The 24,046-nt window shown below is 60.2% G+C and carries 26 protein-coding genes; 11 read left to right on the top strand and 15 right to left on the bottom strand.

The annotated features are described in order from the left end of the window. Positions 1–8: 8 nt before the first annotated feature. The 3 genes from AAF659_RS07920 to AAF659_RS07910 are packed head-to-tail and all read right to left on the bottom strand — an operon-like array spanning position 9 to position 2,395. Entirely contained in the window at positions 9–1,073 is a 1,065-nt protein-coding gene (locus AAF659_RS07920; protein ID WP_349751189.1) for a COX15/CtaA family protein, read from the bottom strand. A gap of 14 nt (positions 1,074–1,087) precedes the next feature. Beyond that, positions 1,088–1,684, bottom strand: coding sequence for a redox-active disulfide-containing membrane protein (locus AAF659_RS07915; RefSeq protein WP_349751188.1), 597 nt, complete (start codon positions 1,682–1,684; stop codon positions 1,088–1,090). Continuing rightward, positions 1,685–2,395 carry an SURF1 family protein gene (locus AAF659_RS07910; protein ID WP_349751187.1) on the bottom strand — a complete coding sequence of 237 codons (711 nt, stop codon included), beginning with the start codon at positions 2,393–2,395 and terminating at the stop codon, positions 1,685–1,687. A gap of 46 nt (positions 2,396–2,441) precedes the next feature. On the opposite strand from AAF659_RS07910, the gene AAF659_RS07905 reads away from it, so the two are divergent. Next, positions 2,442–2,648 (top strand): DUF2909 domain-containing protein, encoded by a 207-nt coding sequence (locus tag AAF659_RS07905; protein ID WP_349751186.1) that lies wholly within the window; start codon positions 2,442–2,444, stop codon positions 2,646–2,648. A 19-nt stretch (positions 2,649–2,667) separates the two neighbouring features. Here the strand turns inward: AAF659_RS07905 and AAF659_RS07900 are convergent, their stop codons facing one another. Genes AAF659_RS07900 through coxB form a run of 3 tightly spaced genes read right to left on the bottom strand, consistent with a single transcriptional unit; the run spans position 2,668 to position 6,011 of the window. Continuing rightward, a complete protein-coding gene (locus AAF659_RS07900; protein WP_349751185.1) occupies positions 2,668–3,555 on the bottom strand; it encodes a cytochrome c oxidase subunit 3 in 888 nt (295 codons plus the stop codon). A 55-nt stretch (positions 3,556–3,610) separates the two neighbouring features. Continuing rightward, positions 3,611–5,197: a cytochrome c oxidase subunit I gene (gene ctaD / locus AAF659_RS07895; RefSeq protein ID WP_349751184.1), complete on the bottom strand. Its 1,587-nt coding sequence runs from the start codon at positions 5,195–5,197 to the stop codon at positions 3,611–3,613. A 31-nt stretch (positions 5,198–5,228) separates the two neighbouring features. Further along, positions 5,229–6,011, bottom strand: a complete 783-nt coding sequence (coxB, locus tag AAF659_RS07890) for a cytochrome c oxidase subunit II (protein WP_349751183.1) — start codon at positions 6,009–6,011, stop codon at positions 5,229–5,231. A gap of 261 nt (positions 6,012–6,272) precedes the next feature. On the opposite strand from coxB, the gene AAF659_RS07885 reads away from it, so the two are divergent. Genes AAF659_RS07885 through AAF659_RS07875 form a run of 3 tightly spaced genes read left to right on the top strand, consistent with a single transcriptional unit; the run spans position 6,273 to position 8,253 of the window. Next, on the top strand, positions 6,273–6,926 hold the full coding sequence (locus AAF659_RS07885; RefSeq protein ID WP_349751182.1) for a hypothetical protein: 654 nt from the start codon (positions 6,273–6,275) through the stop codon (positions 6,924–6,926). A 22-nt stretch (positions 6,927–6,948) separates the two neighbouring features. Continuing rightward, entirely contained in the window at positions 6,949–7,335 is a 387-nt protein-coding gene (locus AAF659_RS07880) for a DoxX family protein (protein ID WP_349751181.1), read from the top strand. A gap of 12 nt (positions 7,336–7,347) precedes the next feature. Further along, the gene (locus AAF659_RS07875; protein WP_349751180.1) at positions 7,348–8,253 is read left to right on the top strand and encodes a transporter substrate-binding domain-containing protein; all 906 of its coding nucleotides are present in this window, start codon (positions 7,348–7,350) and stop codon (positions 8,251–8,253) included. 8 nt (positions 8,254–8,261) lie between these two features. On the opposite strand, the gene AAF659_RS07870 is transcribed toward AAF659_RS07875, so the two are convergent. Both AAF659_RS07870 and AAF659_RS07865 read right to left on the bottom strand, forming a co-directional pair. Continuing rightward, positions 8,262–8,534 (bottom strand): YheV family putative zinc ribbon protein, encoded by a 273-nt coding sequence (locus AAF659_RS07870; protein ID WP_349751179.1) that lies wholly within the window; start codon positions 8,532–8,534, stop codon positions 8,262–8,264. 17 nt (positions 8,535–8,551) lie between these two features. Then, positions 8,552–10,603: a M3 family metallopeptidase gene (locus AAF659_RS07865; protein ID WP_349751178.1), complete on the bottom strand. Its 2,052-nt coding sequence runs from the start codon at positions 10,601–10,603 to the stop codon at positions 8,552–8,554. Positions 10,604–10,685: 82 nt separating this feature from the next. On the opposite strand from AAF659_RS07865, the gene AAF659_RS07860 reads away from it, so the two are divergent. Together AAF659_RS07860 and AAF659_RS07855 are read left to right on the top strand one after the other, a co-directional pair. After that, positions 10,686–11,225 carry a gamma carbonic anhydrase family protein gene (locus AAF659_RS07860; RefSeq protein ID WP_349751177.1) on the top strand — a complete coding sequence of 180 codons (540 nt, stop codon included), beginning with the start codon at positions 10,686–10,688 and terminating at the stop codon, positions 11,223–11,225. 136 nt (positions 11,226–11,361) lie between these two features. Next, positions 11,362–11,820 carry an Hsp20/alpha crystallin family protein gene (locus tag AAF659_RS07855; protein ID WP_349751176.1) on the top strand — a complete coding sequence of 153 codons (459 nt, stop codon included), beginning with the start codon at positions 11,362–11,364 and terminating at the stop codon, positions 11,818–11,820. Between the two features lie 69 nt (positions 11,821–11,889). Here the strand turns inward: AAF659_RS07855 and AAF659_RS07850 are convergent, their stop codons facing one another. The 7 genes from AAF659_RS07850 to AAF659_RS07820 all read right to left on the bottom strand — a co-directional run bounded on the left by AAF659_RS07850 (position 11,890) and on the right by AAF659_RS07820 (position 18,206). Beyond that, on the bottom strand, positions 11,890–12,723 hold the full coding sequence (locus AAF659_RS07850) for a flagellar motor protein MotB (RefSeq protein ID WP_349751175.1): 834 nt from the start codon (positions 12,721–12,723) through the stop codon (positions 11,890–11,892). Between the two features lie 12 nt (positions 12,724–12,735). Continuing rightward, positions 12,736–13,509, bottom strand: a complete 774-nt coding sequence (locus tag AAF659_RS07845; protein ID WP_349751174.1) for a motility protein A — start codon at positions 13,507–13,509, stop codon at positions 12,736–12,738. Between the two features lie 90 nt (positions 13,510–13,599). After that, entirely contained in the window at positions 13,600–14,421 is an 822-nt protein-coding gene (aroE, locus tag AAF659_RS07840; protein ID WP_349751173.1) for a shikimate dehydrogenase, read from the bottom strand. Further along, a complete protein-coding gene (gene hemF, locus AAF659_RS07835) occupies positions 14,414–15,340 on the bottom strand; it encodes an oxygen-dependent coproporphyrinogen oxidase (protein ID WP_349751172.1) in 927 nt (308 codons plus the stop codon). Before hemF ends, aroE begins: the two co-directional genes overlap by 8 nt. Positions 15,341–15,371: 31 nt before the next feature. Then, the gene (locus AAF659_RS07830; protein ID WP_349751171.1) at positions 15,372–15,944 is read right to left on the bottom strand and encodes an L-threonylcarbamoyladenylate synthase; all 573 of its coding nucleotides are present in this window, start codon (positions 15,942–15,944) and stop codon (positions 15,372–15,374) included. A gap of 58 nt (positions 15,945–16,002) precedes the next feature. Beyond that, a complete protein-coding gene (gene dprA, locus AAF659_RS07825) occupies positions 16,003–17,154 on the bottom strand; it encodes a DNA-processing protein DprA (RefSeq protein ID WP_349751170.1) in 1,152 nt (383 codons plus the stop codon). 29 nt (positions 17,155–17,183) lie between these two features. Next, the gene (locus AAF659_RS07820; protein ID WP_349751169.1) at positions 17,184–18,206 is read right to left on the bottom strand and encodes a LysM peptidoglycan-binding domain-containing protein; all 1,023 of its coding nucleotides are present in this window, start codon (positions 18,204–18,206) and stop codon (positions 17,184–17,186) included. Positions 18,207–18,397: 191 nt separating this feature from the next. Here AAF659_RS07820 and def point away from each other — a divergent pair, with 191 nt between their 5' ends. Genes def through AAF659_RS07795 form a run of 5 tightly spaced genes read left to right on the top strand, consistent with a single transcriptional unit; the run spans position 18,398 to position 24,045 of the window. Next, on the top strand, positions 18,398–18,904 hold the full coding sequence (def, locus tag AAF659_RS07815; RefSeq protein WP_349751168.1) for a peptide deformylase: 507 nt from the start codon (positions 18,398–18,400) through the stop codon (positions 18,902–18,904). A gap of 13 nt (positions 18,905–18,917) precedes the next feature. Then, entirely contained in the window at positions 18,918–19,859 is a 942-nt protein-coding gene (gene fmt / locus AAF659_RS07810) for a methionyl-tRNA formyltransferase (RefSeq protein ID WP_349751167.1), read from the top strand. After that, the gene (gene rsmB, locus AAF659_RS07805) at positions 19,856–21,172 is read left to right on the top strand and encodes a 16S rRNA (cytosine(967)-C(5))-methyltransferase RsmB (RefSeq protein WP_349751166.1); all 1,317 of its coding nucleotides are present in this window, start codon (positions 19,856–19,858) and stop codon (positions 21,170–21,172) included. The genes fmt and rsmB overlap by 4 nt, the downstream gene beginning before the upstream one ends. Positions 21,173–21,202: 30 nt before the next feature. Then, complete coding sequence (gene trkA, locus AAF659_RS07800; RefSeq protein ID WP_349751165.1) at positions 21,203–22,585, top strand: Trk system potassium transporter TrkA; 1,383 nt, start codon at positions 21,203–21,205, stop codon at positions 22,583–22,585. Between the two features lie 11 nt (positions 22,586–22,596). Then, the gene (locus AAF659_RS07795) at positions 22,597–24,045 is read left to right on the top strand and encodes a TrkH family potassium uptake protein (RefSeq protein ID WP_349751164.1); all 1,449 of its coding nucleotides are present in this window, start codon (positions 22,597–22,599) and stop codon (positions 24,043–24,045) included. Position 24,046: the final 1 nt, after the last annotated feature.

Raw genomic sequence — 24,046 nt, 5'->3', positions numbered from 1 at the left:
TTCGATACTCACGGATTCGGCGGCGCGACTCGCAGTCTTTCAACCCGCACAAGGAGATTGACGAGGCTCAGCAGCAGAAAGGCACCGAACGCATTATGCGCCACGGCGACCCCGAGGGGAATCTGAAGAACTATGTTCAAAACACCCAGGCCAACCTGCACCAGAAGAAGCGCCAGACCAATGCCGGCAGCCCCGGCGATGGCAGTTCCCCGCGCTTTTTTGATTACCGTCAAGAATAACGCACCAAAGGCCACCAGAACCACCACAGCGCCGATACGATGACTCTGGTGTATGGCAACGCGGGCCTCATTGCCCAGTTTGCCGCCAAGGTAGTTCGGACCTACCGCCTGAAAGAAATTGAAGCCTTCGGCGAAATCCATTTCCGGCCACAGCTGGCCCTGACAGGTGGGCAGATCGGTACAGGCGACGGCGGCATAGTTAGCAGCTGTCCAGGCCCCAAGCGCGATCTGCAGAACCAGCAACACCAGCCCACCATAAAGCCAGGGCCTGAGGGCGAGAACGCTTGCCCTGGGCTCGGGTGGCAGATTAGCACTGCCCTGCTGATTTTCCAGTCGTCGGAATAACAGGAACATCAGACAGAAAGTAGTAAAGCCACCCAGAAGGTGCGCCGCCACGACCTGAGGCCAGAGCGAAAGGGTGACAGTCCAGGCACCGAAGGCTGCCTGCAGCACCACGAAGCCTGCAGCAAAACTGGCCAAGCCAGCGGGAGCGCCAAGTTTCCGGTACCGTATGCAGGCAACGGCAATGGCGAAAATCACAAGGCCAAGGGTGCCGGCCGCATACCGATGGATCATCTCGGGCCAGCCCTTGCTCGCGTCAAAAGGGGTTTCCGGGAACCGGGCCTGGGCCTGGGCGATGGTTTGCTCGCCGCTTGGCACTGTGAGATGCCCGTAACAGCCTGGCCAATCCGGGCAGCCCAGCCCGGCATCGACCAAGCGTGTCCAGGCACCAAGCAGGATCACGATAGCAGCAAGAACCAGCGCAAATAGCGCCACCCGACGCAAGCGTGGAAAGTGAGTAACGCGTGAACAGGCAGAAGTATTTTTACTCATGGGAATTTCCGCATTCAGCCCAACGGGGAAACTTCAAGGAGGTGCTCCATGTCCTCGAGAATATCGTCGCCTGAGTGGCGTTGGTCATAACGCAGCACCAGGTTCCCCATCGGATCTACGATGAAGACGGTGGCCTCCGCATCAGCCGCAGCGTATTCGGCCAGTGGATTGGTCGTGGGAGCGGAGAACAGCACAAGCCGCCGGTCATCCACGTCCTCAGGCACACTCCCGTCCCCACTGATGAATCCCCGGCGTACACGATTCCATTCCCGATGCAGAAGCTGATGAACACTGCCCGTACGGTCGAGCCATTTTTTACAGGAATCGCCGCAATCTTCGGCGGTCACGAGAATCCACCATTTGGCGTCCTCGTTTTCCTGCAGCAGATGCTGGCGGAACGGCTTGCCTTCAGGATCCCGGATACCCTGATCCATAACCTGCTCCCGGCCCTCAACGAACTCCCCATTGTTAGTCGTGCCCCCGGGCATTCCCAGGCCGGTGTAGTACATAACTGTGGCCGCGATCAGCGGCACAATCGCAATGAGAAACAGCAGCGCCGCCTTACGGCGAGCATGCCGGGTTTGCTCTTCAGTGAAACTGTTCTGGCTCAATCAGGATTCCTCATCTCGGCGGAAACTGGTCGCAATGGTCAGGGTCAAAAGCACTATCGCCAGACCGAACCACTGAACGGCATAACCGTAGTGGGTCGCTGCATCCATGCGACTCGGGGTCCATCCGGTGCGCAGCGCCCCTGGCTGGCGGTCATTCACCAGCCGAATGGGGACGATGGCCAGTTCCGGAATACTGCTGCGGGCCTTCGCAAGCTTCAGACTGGCGACGCGCCGCGGCCAGTCGTCTGGGTTCACTGCATCAACAGGGCCAAGCACTAAAGGCGTGGGCCAGTCCCAGACCCGCCCCTGAACCATCTGCCTGCCCTCAGGCACCTCTGGTGCAGGCAGCCTTTGTCTGTCTTCCGGCGCCGGAACCCAGCCCCGATTAACCAGAACGGGTCCGTCCTTGGTATGAAACGGCTGAAGGACCTCGTAACCGGGCCTGCCATCGCGGGTACGGTTATCCAGAAGCCACTGGCGCTGGTCATCATAATGACCCGCAAGCACAACGGGCTGCCCCTCCAGAGGTGACGCAACCGGCCACTCAACAGACCCGTCGCTGTCTGACCAACGGGACCGGCGCTCAGCCTTGTCGAAACCACGGTCAAGCTGCCAGGTTCCCAGTCCCACCAACAAGGGAAACAGGCCAAGCGCAATACCCCACACGGCGCGATTCGGTCGCCAGCGCCAATGGCTCTTAGATCCCATCATGGTCTGTTATAGTGATCGCGTTGATCCAGCGTCAAGAGAAGCCGCCATGCTCAAGTTTCTGATCGTCCTCGTCCTGATCGCTATTATTGCCAGTCTTGCCAGCAGTTTCTTTTTCATGATGAAGGATGAGGGCAGTCGGCACAGGGTGGTGAATGGACTGATTGTCCGGGTTTCGCTGTCTGCACTTCTGCTTGTACTAATTGGGGTGGCTGCGATGACGGGCAATCTCGAACTAAACGCGCCGCCCTTCTGAGGACGGCGAGCCAGCTGGTTCAGATCACATAGACAAAAATGAACAGCATAATCCAGACCACATCCACGAAGTGCCAGTACCAGGCACCCGCCTCATAACCAAAATGGTCATGGGCACTGAAATGGCCCTTGATCAGTCGCATCAGGACCACGAACAGGATTATCCCCCCCAGCAGTACGTGCAAGCCGTGGAAGCCGGTCATCAAAAAGAAGATGCTACCGTAGATCCCGGAATCCAGTGTCAGATTCAGATGGCTGTAGGCCTCGATGTACTCTTCGATCTGGAAAAACAGGAAGACGGCGCCAAGGGCGACCGTCGCTGCCAGCCAATAGATGGTCGGCTTGCGCTTGTCGTATTTGAGCGCCTTATGCGAAAGCGTCAGCGTGATAGAGGACGCCACCAGAATCAGAGTGTTAAGTAGCGGCAGGCCCCAGGGAGCGATGACCGCGTCCGGGCCTGCGAATTGGCTGCTGTCCGGGTTACTCAGCAGCGGCCACTGCGCCTGGAAGCCCTCCCAAAGCATATTGGCACTGCCCTTGGCGCCTTCACCGCCAAGCCAGGGTACGGCAAAGAACCGGATATAGAAGAGGCTGCCGAAAAGGGCTGCAAAGAAAGCCACCTCGGAAAAAATGAACCAGCTCATACCCTGACGGAAGGAGCGATCCATCTGAGCATCGTAGAGCCCAGCGCGACTTTCGCGGATCACATCCCGGAGCCAACCGGTGATCATATAGATCAGAACCAGAGTGCCGACCGTGAACAGGACCCACGCTGTAGTTGTGGGATCCCCGTTAGATTGATTCACCAGAAGGGTGGAAAGCCCGAAGAAGGTAAGCAGCATCCCGATGCTGCCCACAATCGGCCAGATGCTCGACTCCGGGACGTAATAGGACTGGTTGCTCGACATGCAGCCTCCGCTGTTCTTGTTCCGTTACGGTTTCCGTTTTTCCGGTCCGCCGGGGTCAGTTGACCCGCGGCGGCTGCTCGAAGGTGTGATAGGGCGCCGGAGACGGAACCGTCCACTCCAGACCTTCCGCACCTTCCCAGGGTTTAGCTTCAGCCTTGCGGCCGTTCTTCACAGCGCGGTAAACAATGAAGACGAGCAGCAGCTGACTGGCGCCAAACAGGAAGGCACCAATGGTGGAGACCTGGTTGAAGTTGGCGAACTGAGTGGGGTAGTCCGCATAGCGCCGTGGCATACCCGCGAGACCCAGAAAGTGCATTGGGAAGAACGCGATGTTCAGACCAATGAACGACAACCAGAAATGGGCCTTACCCAGTGCTTCGCTGTACATACGGCCGGACCATTTGGGCAGCCAGTAGTAAACGGAGGCGAAAATCGCATAGATCGCGCCAGGAATCAGAACGTAGTGGAAATGAGCCACCACAAAATAGGTGTCGTGGTATTGGAAGTCCGCAGGTGCAATGGCCAGCATCACACCGGAAAGCCCGCCCACGGTGAACAGCACCACAAAACCGATGGCGAACAGCATGGGGGTTTCAAAACTGATCGAGCCACGGAACATGGTGCTGATCCAGTTGAAGATCTTCACCCCTGTGGGTACTGCGATGATCATGGTGGCGTACATGAAGAACAGCTCACCGGGAAGTGGCAGACCGACAGTGAACATGTGGTGCGACCAGACCAGAAACGACAGGATCGCGATGGCAGCTGTGGCGTAGACCATGGAGGTATAGCCGAACAGTGGCTTGCGCGAGAAGGTCGGAATGATCTGTGAGATGATGCCGAACGCCGGCAGGATCAGAATATAGACCTCCGGATGACCGAAGAACCAGAAAATATGCTGGTACAGAACTGGATCGCCACCACCAGCAGCATCGAAGAACGCAGTGCCGAAGTGGATATCCATGAGCATCATGGTTACCGCACCGGCCAGCACCGGCAGAACGGCGATCAGCAGGAAGGCGGTGATCAGCCACGTCCATACGAACATGGGCATCTTCATCAGAGTCATGCCGGGCGCACGCATATTGATGATGGTGGCGATCACGTTGATCGCGCCCATGATGGAGGAAATACCCAGAATGTGGATCGAAAAGATGAAGTAGGTGGTGCTGTCCGGCCCGTAGGTGGTAGATAGTGGCGCGTACGCCGTCCAGCCGAAGTTGGGCGCACCGCCATCCATGAACAGGGTGGACATCAGGATCAGCGACCCGGTGACCAGCAGCCAGAAGCTCCAGTTGTTCATCCGGGGCAGGGCCATATCAGGCGCACCGACCATCAGAGGGATCATCCAGTTGGCGAGCCCGACAAAGGCGGGCATGACACCACCGAAGATCATGATCAGGCCATGCATCGTGGTCATCTGATTGAAGAATGCCGGCTGCACCATCTGCAGGCCCGGCTCGAACAGCTCGGCACGGATAACCATGGCCATGGCGCCGCCCGCGAGAAACATCGCGAACGAAAACACCAGGTACATGGTGCCAATGTCTTTGTGGTTGGTGGTGAATAACCACCGTCCAATCCCCTTGGCGGGGCCGTGATCGTGATGATCAGCGGCGTGAGCGTCTGCAACCGCACTCATGATGAACCCCCGTTATTCAAACGCTGCATACTTAACCGTTTTCGCCGGTTTGCTCGGCGACCCATTCACGATATTCGTCCTTCGGTACTGCCTTGACCTCAATCGGCATATCAGAGTGCCCCTGGCCGCACAACTCAGCGCAGAGTCCATGATAGGTGCCGGGCTCCTCGATTTTTGCCCAGTTCTTATTGATGAAACCGGGGATGGCGTCCTGCTTCCAGCCGAATTCTGGTACCCACCAGCTGTGAATAACGTCGTTGGAGGTGATCAGGAACCGGATCTTGGTATCAACAGGCAGAACCAGTGGATTGTCCACGGAGTACTTGTAATCTTCCGTTTTCTCAATCAGATTCTTTTCGGCATCACGCGGCGTGTCCGGTGAGCTGAAGAAGCTGATGTCCTCGTCCATGTACTCATACTGCCAACGCCACTGATAGCCCGTGACCTTGATCTCCATTTCCGCGCCACTGGAGTCGTACATGTCGACCAGGGTTCCGGTTGCCGGGATCGCCATCATGATGAGAATCAGGAAGGGAATCACAGTCCAGATGATTTCCACGGTGGTGTTTTCATGGAAATGAGCCGGTTTCGCCCCTTTGGAATGGCGATAGGCCAGCACAGACCAGAGAATGGCCAGAAAAACACCAACGCCGATCGCAACACAGATCCAGAACACCCACATGTGGATGCCGTAGATTGTATTGCTGATAGAGGTGGCACCTTTAGGAAGGTTGACCCCCCATTCGGCAAAGGCGCTGGACGGCGCCGTTACAGCAGTCGCCAGGGCACCGGCACGCAGAGCCTGCACGCTCATACCTCGTCTCCAACAAGAATTGTGTTTCGGCCCCGCGCACCATGAATCGGGCCGTGGCGTTGGCCCCAGGGGGCGCGGGCTATGTATGGGTCTGTCGCGCAAAGTTACGCAGAGTTTATCGTTTTTTGCGCGTATGACAACCGTCAAGTGCCAATTCTAGCGCGTCCGGCGGTCCCCTGCCACCCGGCGGGCAGTGTGCACAAACTCGTCTATACTGGAAGAATACCGCCTCGCGGTTCATCCACCAGCGCTGTACGGTTCATGACGCCGGAGTCCATTACCCAGATCATCTCGCAGGCAGTTGAGCGCGAATGCGCCAGCGGCCAGTTCCAGCAGGGGCTCCGTGCCAGGGCGGAGGCCCTGCACTCACTGTTCCGGGTGGACGCCCCCGACCCGGCCGCAGCGCTTCACGGCTTCGCTCGAGAATACGTGGAAATGACCCCCGGTGTTATCCATTGCGTGCAGGTCTGCGCCGAACGCGCTGGGGTGGCAGAGCTGTTCCAGCCCTTTATTGAGACAGCGACCGGTTATTTTGCACATCCATCGGTGCTGCTCGCCGGTTATGAAGGGCTCGACGGGTTGCTTGTGAAGGCCTACCAGTGTCATCGCCTGATGGAGGAAATGTACGAAAACAACCGCTCGTTCCGTGAGAGCAATCTGCTGGAGCCAGAAGCCACCCAGGCCAATCTGCTGGTGCATCATCTCATTGGCGAGCCTTTCGCCAATGAGCTCGATCAGGCCATACTGATCACGGTGCGCCAGATTATTGGGTCGGGCCGCTATTACGATCTGAATCTGGCGCCATTTGTGAATCAGGCCAGCGACGAGGCCTGGCAGTGGATGCGCGAATACTGGACCAATCTTCTGACGCGCAACGGAATCCAGTTCCAGTTCTCGTTCCGCTCGGCACTTTAGGAAATCAGCGAAGGGAGCTCAGTTGCTCAATCACCCCGACATTGCCCGTCTTATGCTGCGGCTGGCGCTGGGTTTTCTGGTTCTTTTGCACGGCATCAGTAAACTGTTCACCGGCGTTGGACCAATCGAGAACCTGCTGGCCGCTCACGGCCTCCCCGCCATACTGGCTTGGGGGGTTGTCCTCGGCGAGGTTGTGGCCCCTGCCATGCTGATTCTGGGCATCCACTCCCGTATTGCATCGCTGCTGGTCGCGATCAATATGATTTGTGCCCTTGCGCTGGCACACCAGCACGAGCTGTTGGTTCTCAAGGCCAATGGGGGCTGGGCTCTGGAACTGCCGGCCCTTTTTCTGGTAAATGCTGTGGCAATACTGATGCTCGGCCCGGGACGCTACCGGGTCCATTCCTGACAGGAGCGGATCATGCTGCACGCAGGGAAGCCTGTGATCTTCCTGCTGGCCCTCCTTGTAACCGCCCCTGTGCTGGCGGGTACAGACGGCAGTGACGAAGCCATCACGCTCTGGAAGCGCAACCATGACAGCCCGGCCATCCGCGAACTTGTAAAGATGGTCCTGGCCAAGACACCGGATTACGGCCGTACAGAGATCCGGCCCAGCTTGCCCATGGCCCAGGGCCGGGCCATCCGGAACCTGCGCGCTGGCAACACGGAATCAGTGCGCATTGCCAATGTCGCCTCTTCGCCGGACCGCAATCGCACACTCAGACCGATTCCCATCCCCATTGATCAGGGCATGCTCGGCTTCCGCATCTGCCTGATCCGCAAAGGCGAACAGCAGCGGTTCGATAGCATTTTCTCCGCCGGGGATTTCCAGCGCCAGGATCTGACCATTGGCCAGGGCGCACACTGGCCGGACACCCGTATTCTGCGTAGCGCCGGCTTTGAGGTGATCACGGCGCCGCGCTTCGGCAACCTGCTGACTATGCTGGAGCGGGATCGCTTCGACTGTTTCCTGCGCGGCGTTGGCGAAGTCCTCATTGATCTGGACCAGTACGAAGGCGAGAGATTGGCAGTGGAGGATCGGCTGATCTTCACTTACCGGATGCCTTCTTACCTGTTTGTGGGCCCGGATGACAGCCGCATGGCGGAACGCATTAAAGTCGGTCTACACCGGGCCATGCTCAGCGGCGATTACGATAAATGGTTCAATACCTATTTCCGCAAGCCGATCCGCGAATTGGACGTCATGGAACGGGTCTTCATTCCGCTGCCCAATCCCTTCCTTGAAGACGGCGGATCTCCAGCACAGTTGCCACTGCTTCCGATACGCCCGGAATTTCTGCTGACGGTTCCCGAAGGCACACGCTGACAACAAGCTCAGTGCTCACTGCCCGAGCCCGAGGGCAGAATGCGCACCGGCTGAGGTGTATCATCCCTCTTCGGCGGATCCGGTTCCGTGGCTGTCACTCGGGTTTTCAATCCCTCCGACGCCTCCGACGCCGGCGTCATGTCGCCTGCCTCAGGCTGGCGATCCTCGAAACCACACTCAACACACTCACGGAAAGTGCCCTCTTCAGTGGTGAACATCACGATCCGGTCCATGGCGCTGCAGCGGGGGCAAACGGCTCCGGCAATGAAGCGTTTCTTCACTCTGGTTCTCCCGCGGCTCAGGCCGCTTTATCCGGTTGCACAATACCCGCCTGGCGCAGCAACGGCTCTTCGCTGGGCTCACGACCCCGGAAGGCGCGATAGAGTGCCGCTGGCTCGCGGGAACCACCCTTTTCGAGGATATTCTCGCGGAAGGCCCGTCCAGCCTCCGGATCAAAAATGCCTTTTTCTTCGAACAGCGAGAAAGCATCCGCTGCCAGCACTTCCGCCCACTTGTAGCTGTAATAACCGGCCGCATAGGGGCCGGCGAAAATGTGCCCAAAAGCCTGCGGAAAGCGGTTGAACGACGGCGGATGCACCACGGCCACCTGGTTGCGGACCTCTGTGAGCAGCGCCAGCGGGTCCACGGGGGCAGCCGGCTCATACTCGCTGTGCAGTCGGAAATCGAAAAGCGAGAATTCCAACTGGCGCACCATCTGCATCCCGCTCTGGAAGTTGCGTGCGGCCAGCATGCGCTCGAGCATGTCATCCGGCAGCGGCTCACCGGTTTCATGGTGCCCGGCGATCAGGGCCAGCGATTCCCGGTCCCAGCACCAGTTCTCCAGGAACTGGCTCGGCAGCTCCACCGCATCCCATGCCACGCCGTTGATTCCGGACACATCCGCCACGTCCACCTGGGTTAGCATGTGGTGCAGCCCGTGCCCGAACTCGTGAAAGAGGGTGACAACCTCATCATGGGTGAGAAGCGAAGGCTGCTCGCCCACCGGGGGCGTGAAGTTACAGGTGAGGAAGGCCACCGGTAGCTGGAGACTGCCATCATCATGACGCCGGCGGATCCGACAGTCCGCCATCCAGGCGCCGCCACGCTTGCCCTGGCGGGCGTAGAGGTCAAGATAGAAGAAAGCCAGCGGCCGGCCACCCCGCTCCATGCGATACGCGGTTACGTCATCATGCCAGGCGGGAATGCTTTCATCCGCCACAATACGCACCTCAAAGAGCTTCTCGACAACCCGGAAAAGGCCATTGATCACCCGGTTCACCGGGAACCAGGGTCGGACTTCCTCCTCGGAAATACTGAATCGTGCCTGGCGCAGTTTCTCGCCGTAATACCCCAGATCCCAGGCCTCAAGCGGTTCCGGGCCACCCTGCTCCCGGGCGAAGGCCCGCAACTCCTCCAGCTCCCGCTCGGCCACGGGCTTGGCACGCCCGGCCAGGCGGTTCAGAAAGCCGAGCACCTCCTGCTCACTGGCTGCCATCTTGGTAGCGAGGCTCAGCTGGGCGTAGTTGTCGTAGCCTAGAAGCTGGGCCTGCTCGTGACGGCGTCTCAGGATCTCATCAAGCAGCGGCGTGTTGTCCCAGCGACCCGCATCTGGCCCCTGGTCCGAGGCCCGGGTGGTGAAGGCCTCATAGACCTCTCTGCGCAGCGCCCGGTTGTCGCAATAGGTAAGAACCGGCAGCAAGGACGGCACATCCAGCGTGATCACCCAGCCGTCCAGGCCCCGCTGTTGGGCCGCCTGGCGGGCGCTGTCCAAAGCCGTCTGCGGCAGGCCGGCAAGCTCGGCGTCATTGGTCACATGACGGCACCAGTTCTGGGTGGCGTCCAGCACATTGTCACCAAAGCGGCTTTCCAGGTCAGCCAGCTCCTGGGAAAGCGTTGCGAAACGCGCCTTCTGCTCCGCAGCCAGATCAACGCCCCCGAGCCGGAAATCACGCAGGGTCTGGCGGATCGCCTCCTGCTGGTCCTCGCGCAGATGCTGGAATTCGTCACTGTCCCCCAAGCGCTTGTAGGCTTCGCACAGAGCCTCGTTCTGGCTGATCTCAGAGCCGTATTCGGTGATTTTCTGGAGGCAGCGCTTATGCACTTCACGGATCGCCTCATCGTTCATCACGCCGTTGAGATGGGAAATCACGGCCCAGGCATTATTGAGGCGGTCTTCCAGCGCCTGCATTGGTTGCGCCAGACTGGCCCAGGTCGGTTCCTGCTGATCCGCCAGCTCCGCCACCCGTTCCCGGTTTTCCTTCAGGATCCGGTCAATCGCCGGCTCCATGTGCTCGACATCAATAGCATCGAACTTCGGCAGCTGATCCTGCGCCAGAAGAGGATTGTTCATGGAGCGTCTCCTGCATGTGACCTTGGTACAATTATAATGACATACTTGTGCAAACCACCCTAAGTCAGACGGAGGTACGACCGTGACCCGTATCCGCAGTCACAAGGGCAATCATCCCCAGCTCGGGGACCGTGTATGGATTGATCCCACCGCCACTGTCATCGGCGACGTGACGCTGGGCGATGACTGCTCGGTCTGGCCCATGACCGCTATCCGTGGCGACATGCACCGGATCTGTATTGGCAACCGCTGCAGCATTCAGGACGGCTCCGTCTGCCACATCACCCATGCCGGCCCCTATAACCCTGACGGTTTTCCACTGACCCTGGGTGATGATGTCACCGTAGGTCACAAAGCCCTTCTTCACGGCTGCACCATAGGCAGCCGGGTTCTTGTGGGAATGGGGGCGATCATCATGGATGGCGCTGTGGTACAGGATGAAGTCATCATCGCCGCCGGTACCCTGGTACCGCCGGGCAAGACACTGGAATCCGGCTATCTGTACCGTGGCAGCCCGGTGCGTCAGGCCCGGCCCATCACCGACGAGGAGCGCGGGTTCTTCACCTACACCGCTACAAACTACGTCAAGCTCAAGGATGAATTCCTGGCCGATACCCCTTGAAAATCAGGTGCGCGTCCTTACTTCGGTTACAAGGCGTTAGGGAAGCGGACTGATGATACGGCGCCGGTCAGCCACGCTCCCCTGACAAAGCTGTTGTCGTGAATGATCTCAGATTCGTTGATAGGAGGTGATAATCATGACAGCCATGACCCGCTGGAACCCACTTGCTGAATTCGAAGATATTCTCGACCGGTACAACCGGCAAATCGCCAACCGTGGAACTGACCCGGATACCAGTGGCAATCGGGAGATCCTGCAGAAAACCGACTGGGCACCGTCGGTGGATATTACAGAGAACAACGATGCCTTTGTCATAACCGCGGAACTGCCCGGTATCCGCAAGGAGGATGTCAAAGTCTCGGTGCAGGACGGCGTACTCACCATCCAGGGTGAGCGCAGTTTCGAGAACACCGAAGATGACTCCAGACGGCATCGCGTGGAACGGTTCTACGGCCACTTCTCGCGCAGCTTCACACTGCCGGAGAACGTGGATGACGAGAACATCAAGGCCAACTACCGCGATGGCGTGCTTGAGCTGACCCTGGCCAAGCAGCACAAGGCCAAGCCACGGGCCATCGAGGTGGAAGTCAACTGACCCCTCGGGGCAGCAAGCCCCATGGTGCTCTGGCGCCGGCTCTCACCGGCGCCTTTTTATGCTCGGAACTCAGCCATCGTCACCGGGGTTACAGTCGGGCTCATAGATTTCGATTTCCACCCGCCGATTCTTTTCCCGCCCTTCAGCTGTATCGTTATCCGCAATCGGTCTTGTCTCAGCACGTCCTGCCGCCACTACATTTTCAGCCGGTATGGCCCGGTTGAGCACCAACTCGTGCACCAGTGACACGGCGCGCGCGGCGGACAGGTCCCAGTTTGAACGGTAACGCTCACTGACCATGGGCCTGTTGTCTGTATGGCCGGTAACAATCACCTCACCATCACAGCGGGCTACAATATCGACGATATCGCCCACTACGGGTCGGATTTCCGGGATCAGTTCGGCACTGCCGATCGGGAAGGTGGCTTCGTCATTGAACCGGATTACGACCCGCTGGCGATCAAACCCGACATCAATTTTATCTTCACTGACCGCTGATTCCATCTCCGAGATCAGCATACTGGAAAGCTGCTCCACACCCGGATGCACATCCGGGCTGGGTGGATCCGCCGAAGCCTGATCGCGCAGTATGGCGTCACCTTCAGAAGGTGCCGCAGGGGCGCCCTCGAGGGGAATTGGCGCGTCCTCGCTGATGGCCGGGGATTCCACGTCTTCATCGGCCAGGCCCTGCGGTTCCGGGAGTTCATCAGGGGCCATATTGAAGGCCTCGACCATGGACTGGACCATGGCCCGGTATTTTTCCGTATCCATGTTGGAAAACGACAGCATCAGGATGAAAAAGGTCATCAGCAACATGAACATGTCCGCCAGGGTGGTCATCCACCCCGGCGAACCGCTGCTGGTATTACCGCGTCTGGGCCGGCGCTTGGGCGGCATCGCCATGAACGGTCTCCGTCAGGCCTGCTGGCCCTGGTTGAGCCGCTCACGCGCCTCGGGTGACAGGTAGGCAGCCAGTACATCCTGCATCACGCGCGGGTTCTGTCCCTGCAGGATATTCTGCATGGAGGTCAGAACCAGCGTCATGTTGCGCTGCTCGTCCTGCATTTTGAGCTGAAGCTTGTCCGCCAGCGGCAGAAAGATCACCTGGCCGATGGCGACCCCATAGAACGTTGTCAGCAGCGCCACTGCCATGGCGGGCCCGATGCCCGCCGGATCATCCATCTGATTGAGCATCTGCACCAGCCCTACCAGGGTGCCGATCATGCCCAGCGCCGGGGCAGAGTCGCCGATGCCCCGGAAAACCCTCTCGGCATTTTCATAGCGCTCGAGCGTCTGCTGAAGTTCGTGGCTCATAGCCTCTTCTATGAATTCCGGCGGATGGCCGTCCACTGCCAGCTCAATGCTCCGGGCCAGAAACCGGTAGCGGGTGGCATAATCCTCCAGCCCCAGGATACCTTTCTTGCGCACGATATCCGCCAGGTCCCGAATCTGCAGGATGAGATCCAGTGGATCCTCGGTGCGGTCCCGGAAAGCCTCACCAAACGCCATGCGGAAAGCACTGACAACGGAGGTCAGGCGGTGTTTGATCAGGGTCACTGCGAGCGTTCCCACCACCACGATCAGAAGCCCCGGAATATTCAGAAACGAGGCCAGTCCGGAACTGGTGGCAATCGCCGCAATGATGGTGGTAATACCGACCAGCAGGCCGAGCAGTGTCAGAAGATCCATGGCGCCTCACTGTCTCTGAAAGGGACCGGGCGGAACCAACCCGGCTGACATCCATGACCCCAGCATAGTCCAGAATACGCACAACAGCTTTCAGTCGGGTCGCAACATGGCCATAACCGGTTCCGTCTGCGGGCGTTTGCCACGCCACTGAACGAAGGACTCCGCTGCCTGCTCCACCAGCATGCCCAGCCCGTCCAGACGCAGTGCCACGCCCTGCTGTCGGGCCCAGCCATTGAAAGCCGTCTCCGTCTGGCTGTACATCATGTCGTAACAGACAGTTGCCGGGTTGGTCAGCCCTTCCGGTAGGGGCGGCAGACCGCCCTGTAAGCTGGCACTGGTGCCGTTGATGATTACGTCAAAGGGCCCCACCAGAGCTGCGAACGTGCTGGCAGCCAGCGACCCGGTATCAGCAAACAGATCCCGCACCTCTTCAGCCCGCGCTAGGGTGCGGTTGGCGATCACCACTTGCGCCGGCGCCGCCGCGAGCAGCGGCTCAAGAATCCCCCGCACAGCGCCCCCGGCGCCCAGAACCAGAACTCTGGCCCCAGCCAGAGTCACATCGTTGTTGACCCGCAGATCCCGCACCAGCCCGGCACCATCAGTATTGTCACCGATCAGGATGCCGTGGTTTTCCCGCCACAGGGTATTCACCGCTCCGGCCCTTGCCGCCCTGGGCTGGTGACGGTCGGCCATTTCCCAGGCCTGCTGCTTGAATGGCACGGTCACGTTGAGCCCTGCGCCACCGTCATCGAAGAACTGTTCAAGAGTCTCACGGAACCCTTCCAGGGGCGCCAAAAGGCGCTCATAAACCAGTGATTCCCCGGTCTGTTCCGCAAAAGCGGCGTGGATGCGCGGCGACAGACTGTGCTCAATCGGGTTGCCAATCACGGCATAACGGGCCTTTTCAGTCATCCGTCTCCTCCAGCCAGTTGCGGGGTTGTAGAAAATAATTCACGAGCCGCGCCTCGGGGGTGCCAGGTTCCGGCTGCCAGTTATAATCCCAGCGCACCAGCGGCGGCAACGACATAAGGATGGATTCCGTGCGCCCACCGGACTGCAGCCCGAACAGGGTTCCCCGGTCATAGACCAGATTGAATTCCACATAACGGCCCCGACGGTAGAGCTGGAACTGGCGCTCGCGGTCGCCGTAGGGCGTATCGCGGCGGGCCTGCACGATGGGGATATAGGCAGTCAGATAGCTGTCGCCAATGGATTGCATCAGCTCAAAGCTGTGCTCGAAAGACGCTTCGTTGTAGTCGTCGAAAAACAGTCCGCCAATGCCGCGCTGCTCGCCGCGGTGCTTGAGGTGGAAATAGTCATCGCACCATTGGCGGAAGCGATGCCAGGTGTCATCGCCGGCCGACGCACAGGCGACTCGCGCGGTTTCGTGCCAATACCGGCAGTCTTCCACAAAACCGTAATAGGGCGTCAGGTCGAAGCCACCACCAAACCACCAGACCGGATCACGGCCTTCCGGTCTGGCAATGAAGAACCGGACATTGGCGTGCGAGGTGGGCACATAGGGGTTGTGCGGGTGGATCACCAGGGAGACGCCCATGGCTTCCCAGCTGGCGCCGGCCAGCTCAGGTCGGCTGGCGGAGGCCGAGGGCGGAAGCTCCGCGCCCATGACGTGGGAAAAGTTCACACCGCCCTTTTCGAACAGGCCGCCATCTTCAATCACGCGGCTGCGACCACCCCCGCCGGCGTCCCGTTCCCAGGTTTCCTCACGGAATTCCGCAACGCCATCCAGTTCACCCAAGGTACTGGTAATACGGTCCTGAAGATCGATCAGGTACTGGTAAACGGCGTCCGGGTCGGGGGTGTTATTCATGGAGCCTCCTCGGCTGTCCGCAGGGACGTTATCAGTCACGCAGGAGGGTACCATTCATGGGGTCGATAATGCGGCTCGGGCGGCGTGCCCCGCCCAGCGACCCATTAAGGATGCCATCCAACTCGCTGGCAAAACGCTGATGGATCTGCCATTGCCAGCGCAACGGAGGCCCGCCAGCCCGATTGCAGGAGGTAGATACCAGAACGCCGCCAAAAGCCCGGCAGAGACGCCGCACCTGGGGATGAGCAGGCACTCGCACGGCCACCCGCCGATGCCGGCCACGCACCAGCTCTGGTACCTGCTGACCCGGGTCCGGCAACAGCAGCGTATTGGCACCGGGCCAGCCATCGCGCACTGCCTGCCATACTGGCGGTGGCGCGCCCTGGAGCAGAAAACCGAGTTGATCGATATCGGCAGCGACCAGGATCAAGCCCTTGTGCCAGGGGCGACCCTTGAGGGCCAGGATCCGCTCCACAGCCTCTGCGTTCCAGGGGTCACAACCCAGACCCCAGACCGCTTCTGTAGGGTAAGCCCAGACGCCCCCCATCGCCAGCGAATCCGAGGCCTGCTGGATGTGCCACCAGTCGGGGCTTTGCACTGTCACCGGTCACCTCCGTCTGCCGAATCGTCAGCCGGAAGTCTATCCGTCGCCGGAGGCCGCGTCAGCCCGAACGGCGTCGGTAGCCACCTGATGTGGACTCCACCAGCCCTTCCATTTCCAGCAGCAGCATGGCCTGGAGCAGATCGGATGCCGCCATGCCGGTAGCGCGGCAGAGGCTGTCCGAATCCACCGGCTCGTAGGTCACCGCTTCCAGAACCCGGCGACTCGCTTCATCAAGATGGGCGGGGGCGGTTTCCGCCTCCGGTTCCATCTGAGACGAAACAGATTCCCAGACACCCAGTTCCGAGACAATGTCTTCCACCGTCTCCACCAGCACCGCGCCCTCCCGGATCAGCCGATGACAGCCCCTGACACTCGGCTGGTGGATGGAGCCGGGGATGGCGAAGACCTCCCGCCCCTGTTCCATCGCCAACCGCGCCGTGATCAGGGAACCGCTGCGCAGCCCCGCCTCCACCACCACGACACCCCGGCAAAGGCCGCTGATCAGCCGGTTGCGCTGGGGAAACAGATGCGCGCGAGCCGGGGTTCCGGGTGGCCGCTCTGACACCAGCAGGCCACCTGCCTGTAGCAGGTCCCCGGCCAGCCCCTCATGGCGCCTTGGGTAGGGGCGATCCACCCCATTGGCGAGGATCCCCACTGTAGTGCCGCCGCTTTCCAGCGCGCCTTCGTGAGCGGCTCCGTCGATACCCAGGGCGAGCCCACTCACCACACTGAACCCACCTGCGGCCAGAGCATGAGCAAAACGACGCGCATGGTTATGGCCATCACGACTGGCGTGGCGGCTTCCGACCATGGCCAAACAGGGGCGATCAAGGGCCGCGATGTCACCACGGCAATAGAGAACGGGGGGCGGACCATGAATATGCCGAAGTACCTCGGGATACTCAGGGTGGCACCAATGGATCACACGGATGCCGAGATACCCACATTGCTGCTGGGCGTGAGCCAGGCGCTGGCGCGTGGTCGGCTCCAACCCATGGGCCTGCCATGCGGTCAGGGCCTGGCGGGTGGCGGGCGGTAATCCCAGAGCCCGCAGGCTGTCAGGTGTCATGCCCAGAATCTGGGTGGGATCCTCAAGCTGATCCAGCACCACCTGCCAGTGTTCCGGATTCATACCGGGCAAAAGGGCGAGAAGATGATAGGTATCGCCCGTTTCCAGGCCGGAAAAGGGCGGTCGTTCCATGACCGTCATCGGTGACTTCCTCTGTCAAAGGGGGTGTTTCATGGGTTGCGGACTTCGTCCATGATCTCCAGCGGCCGCGTAGCCTGCAGCACCAGCCCATAGCTGAGCTTGTCATAGGTCCGGAATACCATTACGAGCCCAGCCCGCTCCGACGGCAGCTGAAGCAGTTCGTCCGTCACCGGGTCCCGTGCCTGATTGCCCTGCTTGTAAACCGCCAGCACATTGCCCGATTCCAGGCCCTCGCGCTCGCCGCGATTAATCGTGACCACATTATACTGACCGATGTTGCTCACGCCATCCTCAACATCGATCATCCGCCCGCGGATCTCGGTGTCCGGCGCGCGCGGCTCAAAACGCGTGGTGATCTCGCGTTCCTCAGTAGGCAACAGCCGATTCTTTGCCTCGATCTCTTCACGGCTTGCGGTCAAGTCTACGCTGAGCAGTTCGCCATTGATCTCAGCCACCCGCCCGCGGCCCAGAGAGCGGGCCTCAAGGCCCAGAAACTCGCCCGTTTCCGGATCCACATGCCGGGTGCCACGCTGGAATACGGCCATGGTTTCCCCAGCAGCGGCTTCACCCCGCGCGTAAACGCGATCGCCGGCACCGGATATGGAGCGCCGATCCTGCCCCTGGACAATGTAAGGGGCCTGTTCGAGCGTAGCTTCCCCCACAATCCGGGTATTGGAAAGAAAGCTACGTATCGCCTCAAGGGGAATCGTGGGTATGGGACTATCCAGCGGTGTCTCCTTGACTTCCGGAGACAGCTTGACTTCCCGATCCTGATCGGTGGCGCGGCTCAAACGCGGTTCACCATCCACCCAGGTCAGCTTCAGCACATCGCCAGGGTAGATCAGGTGGGGATTAGCCACCTGCGGGTTCGCCTGCCAGATCTCCGGCCAGTTCCAGGGCTCTTTCAGAAAGCGCGCGCTGATGTCCCAGAGCGTGTCTCCGGGTTGGACGGTATACTGGTCGGGATGGTCGTCCCGCAGCTGCGTCTGGGCGGTAACCCCCGCGGCGCCCAGCGCGAGGGCGACCGTGAGCAGAATCGACAGAATCCTCATGCTCGGTTTCCTTGCTGGCTTGTTTCGATCGATCGACATCATTGTTGCATCACTATAGAAGAAATAACGCCATTTGCGATCCCTGGATGTGGACAACATCCACAACCCTGCAATGTTTTGTAAGCACAGCCGTTTGTACGGCCATCGCCTGATGCGTGATAATGTTACTTGTACCCTTTCGGAGCAGCACCATGACTCTCAGCATACTCGAATTTCCGGATCCGCGGCTGCGAACCGTGGCAGAGCCGGTTGAATCCGTCGATGACAATGTGCGCGCCTTGGTCGATAACATGATCAAGACCATGTATGGCGCCCCCGGGATCGGGCTGGCGGCAACCCAGGTCAATGTGCATCAACGGGTGCTGGTGATCGACCTGTCCGAGGAGCAGAGCGATCCCCGGGTCTTTATCAACCCGGAGCTGGAGATTCCCGAAAGCGAAAAGGAACCCATGCAGGAAGGGTGCCTGTCGATACCGGGCGTCTACGAGGATGTCACCCGGTCCCAGTCCGTCCGGGTCCGCGCCCTGGATTATCACGGTGAACCCTTTGAACAAGCGCACACCGGGCTCATGGCAGTATGCCTCCAGCATGAGGTGGATCACCTCAATGGCAGGCTCTTCATCGACTATCTGAGCCAGCTCAAGCGCAGTCGTATCCGGCGGCGGGTCGAGAAACAGCAGCGCCAGAAAGCATCCTGAGGAGTCCCTGACAGTGCGGATCGTTTTCGCAGGCACCCCGGATTTTGCAGCGACCAGTCTCAGCGCCCTGATTGAGGCGGGGCACGACATCATGGCCGTCTACACCCAGCCGGACCGCCCCGCCGGCCGGGGCCGCAAGGCGCGTCGAGGCCCTGTCTCCCAGCTTGCCCATGACCATGGGCTCCGGATAGAACAGCCAGAGAGTCTGCGTAATGACGAGGCCCAGGCAACTCTGCGCGACATCGCCCCGGATGTGATGGTCATCGCCGCTTACGGGCTGATCCTGCCACAGCCCGTACTTGATATTCCAGATCATGGCTGCCTGAACGTACACGCCTCACTGCTGCCCCGCTGGCGTGGCGCTGCGCCAATCCAGTGGGCCATTGCAGCCGGTGACAGCGAGACCGGCATCAGCATCATGCAGATGGACGCCGGGTTGGACACCGGGGATGTTGTCAGCCGCCACCGGATCCCGATTATGGATGACGAAACCGGTGGCAGCCTGCACGACCGGTTGGCTGAATCGGGCGGCAAAGCGATTACCGGGGCTTTGCACGAACTCGCTCACGGCAGCCTGGCCCCTGAGCCGCAGGATGATCACAGAGCCACCTACGCCCGCAAGCTCGAACGCAGCGATGGCCGCATTGATTGGCAGAGCACGGCGCAGTCGCTGGCGCGGCGCATCCGTGCCTTCAATCCCTGGCCGATGGCCCATTCCACGATGGATGATGACGCCATCCGTGTGCTCTCTGCGGAAGCGGTGAACACCGATGTGACCGATTCCAAGCCCGGAACCGTACTGGCACGCGAGCCCGCAGGCGCTCTGGTTCAGTGCGGTGAGGGTGTCATCCGTATCACCCGGGTTCAGCTCCCCGGCGGCCGGCCCCAGTCTGTCCGGGATCTCATCAATGGCGGCCGGCCTGTGCTGCTGCCCGGCCAGAGACTCGGACAATGAGCGGCGTTACAGGGGGATCGCTGCGTGCCACCGCTACCCGCATTATCCATCAAGTAGTACACCAAGGGCAGTCGCTCGGCCAGCTTCTGCCGCCCGCGCTTGAGGGCCTCCCGGCGGAAGAACGCGGGCGGCTCCAGGACTGGTGCTTCGGCAGCTGCCGCTGGTGGCATCGGCTCAATGCGGAGCTGCAGCAGCGGCTGCACAAGCCTTTGCCCAAACGTCAGGGGTTGCTCGAATCCCTGCTCATCCTCGGTCTTTATCAGCTGCGCCACACTCGTATCGCTCCTCACGCGGCCATCCACCAGAGCGTCGAAACCGCCAGGGAGCTGGGGTCACATCAACTCACCGGGCTGATCAATGGCATACTGCGCAAAAGCCTGCGTGACGGCGAACCAGAACCCGGCTCCGAGGCCATGCGCCACAGTCACCCGCAATGGCTGATGGCCAAGCTCAGCGCCAACTGGCCGGAGCAGTGGCAGACGATACTGGAAGCCAACAACCGCAAACCGCCCATGAGCCTGCGCTTTAATCCCGGCCATCATGATCAAACCTCAGCGCTCGCAGCACTTGCCGACGCGGGCCTGACCGCTCATCCGGGCCAGCTTGCGGCGCATGCCATTCAGCTGGATGAGGCCTGCCCCGTGGATCGCATTCCCGGTTTCAACCAGGGTCACTTCAGCGTTCAGGACGAGGCCGCCCAGCTGTGCACGGAATTGCTTGAACTGGCACCGGGCCAACGGGTTCTGGATGCCTGCGCCGCGCCGGGTGGCAAGACCGGCGCCATTCTGGAAAACCAGCCCGCCCTGGCGGAAGTTGTAGCACTGGATTCGGACCGTGAACGGCTGGGCAGGATCACGGAGAACCTTGAGCGCATCGACGCCAACGCCCGGCTGGTGGCAGCGGATGCAGGCGACCCGGGCGCATGGTGGGACGGCGCCGCCTTCGACCGGATACTGCTCGATGCCCCCTGCAGCGGCACCGGCGTCATCCGCCGCCATCCTGACATCAAGCTCCTGCGCCGCGAGACGGACATCCGCGATCTGGCGGATACCCAGCTGCGCCTGCTCGAGGCCTGCTGGCATACTCTCGCCACCGGCGGGCGGTTGGTCTACGCCACATGCTCTGTGCTTCAGCAGGAAAATACGCGTATCATACAGCGCTTTATCAATGGCCACATGGATGCCCAGCTGGTCCCCATAACGCTGGACTGGGGCATCGAGACCGGTTACGGTCGCCAGTTAATCACGGGGGAGCGGGATCAGGATGGCTTTTTCTATGCCTGCCTGGAGAAGAACCCGGCCCACTGGGCCTGACGGATCCGGCGAGGGAGTCAGTAGTCACCCATGAAGATCATCATCCTTGGAGCCGGGCAGGTGGGGGGAACCCTTGCCGACAACCTGGCCAGCGAAGCCAACGACATCACCGTGGTGGACAACAACCCGGGTCGGCTGCGTGAACTCCAGGACCGGCTCGACATCCAGTCCGTTCTGGGGCGCGGCTCTTACCCCCGGGTGTTGGAGCAGGCCGGCGCCCCGGATGCGGACATGCTGATCGCAACCACCAACAGCGACGAGGTCAATATGGTCGCCTGTCAGGTGGCCTGGACCTGCTTCCGCACGCCAACCAAGATCAGCCGGGTTCGCACTGGTGCCTACCTGGCACGTCCAGAGCTGTTCGACCGCAATAAAAAGGAAGGCTTCCCCATTGATGTGTTGATCAGCCCGGAGCAGGTGGTCACTGAGCACATCACGCGCCTGATCGAATACCCCGGTACCCTTCAGGTACTGGACTTCTCACGAGGGCTGGCTCGGCTGGTCGCGATCCGCGCCACCGAGGGTGGACCGCTGGTGGGGCATGAGCTGTCCTATCTGCGCGCGCACATGCCCCGCATCGATACCCGAGTGGCGGCCATATTCCGACACGATCGCCCCATCATCCCCCAGGGTGACACCGTGATCGAGGAGGGCGATGAAGTCTTCTTCATCGCCGCCAGCGACCATATCCGTTCGGTAATGAGCGAACTCCAGCCCTTGGAGAAACCCTATAAACGCATCATGATCACCGGCGGTGGCAACATCGGCCACCGCCTGGCGCGCACGCTTGAAGACCGTTTCCGCGTGCGGATCATCGAGCGCAGCCAGGACCGCTGCATCGAGCTTTCCGAGAACCTGGACAACACCATCGTCCTGCAGGGGGATGCCGCCAACAAGGATCTGCTGCTGCAGGAAAACATCGAGGACACGGACGTGTTCTGCGCCGTCACCGACGACGACGAAGCCAACATCATGGCCTCGATGCTGGCCAAACGCCTGGGCGTGCGCAAGGTCATGACGCTGATCAACAACCCGGACTACGTGGATCTGATCCAGGGCGGCGAAATTGATGTGGCCATTTCACCTCAGCAGACCACCATTGGCAGCCTGCTCACGCACGTGCGCAAGGGCGATGTGGTCAATGTGCATTCACTACGCCGGGGCGCGGCCGAGGCCATTGAAGCCATCGCCCACGGCGACCAGCGCTCCTCCAAGGTCGTGGGTCAGAGGCTGGACGAAATCCCGCTGCCGGAAGGAACCACCATCGGCGCCATCGTGCGCAACAACGAGGTGCTGATCGCCCATGATCACGTCCGGGTCCAGCCGGACGATCACGTCATCCTCTTCTTGGTGGACAAGACACGGATCCGGGAAGTGGAGAAGCTCTTCCAGGTCGGACTCACGTTCTTCTAGAAGGGCACGCCATGCGTTACGGAGTCATTGCCAGAATCCTCGGCCTGCTGATGATGCTCTTCAGCCTGACGCTGCTGCCACCGATTCTGGTATCGCTGATCTATCAGGACGGGCAGTCTCTCGCATTTCTGGAAGGGTTTGCGGTTGTGCTTTTCTCCGGAGCCCTGATCTGGTGGCCTAATCGTCGGAACAATATGGAACTGAGGGTGCGTGATGGCTTTCTGATCACATCGCTATTCTGGATTGTTCTCAGCCTGTCAGGCGCCGTTCCGTTTTTCTTCAGCTCCGAACCCAGCATGGTTTTCGTGGATGCCCTGTTTGAGTCGGTTTCCGGGCTGACAACGACTGGTGCCACTGTGTTGACCGGTCTCGATGACCTTCCCAAGTCCATTCTCTGGTATCGGCAACAGCTTCAATGGCTGGGCGGCATCGGCATCATCGTTCTGGCAGTTGCCATGCTGCCCATGCTCGGTATCGGGGGCATGCAGCTGTATCGAGCTGAGGTCCCCGGACCAGTCAAGGACAGTAAGCTCACACCACGCATTGCGGAAACCGCAAAAGCGCTTTCCTATATCTACGTGATACTGACTATTGCCTGCGCCCTGTCCTACTGGGCGGCTGGAATGACGCTTTTTGATGCGATCGGTCACAGCTTTGCGACCATCGCCACAGGTGGTTTCTCCACCCATGATGCCAGTTTCGCCTATTTCGACAGCTCAACCATTGAACTGATCGGCTCTCTTTTCCTGTTCCTGAGTGGCATCAATTTCGCTCTGCATTTCATGGCGTGGAATCAAAAGGGGCCCGGTCAGTACATCAGAGACCCTGAATTCCGCTTCTATGCAGGCGTAATGGCCGGGGGCTGCGTCATTACGATCGTTCTGCTTTTGATCAATGACGTCTATGTCCCCCTCAGCAGCATTTCCAAAGGTCTTTTCCAGGTACTCTCCGTTGCGACAACGGCCGGGTTTGGAACGGGGGATTTCGCATCCTGGCCCGGAATCCTTCCGGTCATGCTGATTCTCATGGCCTTCATGGGGGGCTCCGGAAGCTCAACGACCGGCGGAATGAAAGCCATGCGGATCCTGTTGATCTATCGTCAGGGTGCACGGGAAATCCGCCGGATCCTTCACCCCAATGCGGTTATTCCCATCAAACTTGGTAACCGCCCGGTTTCCGACCGCATCCTCCAGGCAGTCTGGGGCTTCTTCTCCATGTATATGGTGGTGTTCGTTGTACTACTGATGATCAACCTCGCGGTGGGCCTGGATCAGGTAACCGCGTGGACCGCCGTTGTAGCCACCCTGACCAACCTGGGTCCGGGGCTCGGCGAGGTCTCGAGCACCTTCCAGACCATGCCGGATCTCACTAAGTGGAGCGGCATGGCAGCGATGATCCTGGGACGCCTGGAAATTTTCACGCTGCTGGTGCTGTTCACGCCCGAATTCTGGCGACGCTAAC

Origin of the sequence: Salicola sp. Rm-C-2C1-2, assembly GCF_040196175.1 — a bacterium.
Lineage (GTDB): Bacteria > Pseudomonadota > Gammaproteobacteria > Pseudomonadales > Oleiphilaceae > Halospina.
This window is presented reverse-complemented; position numbering and strand designations above follow the sequence as displayed.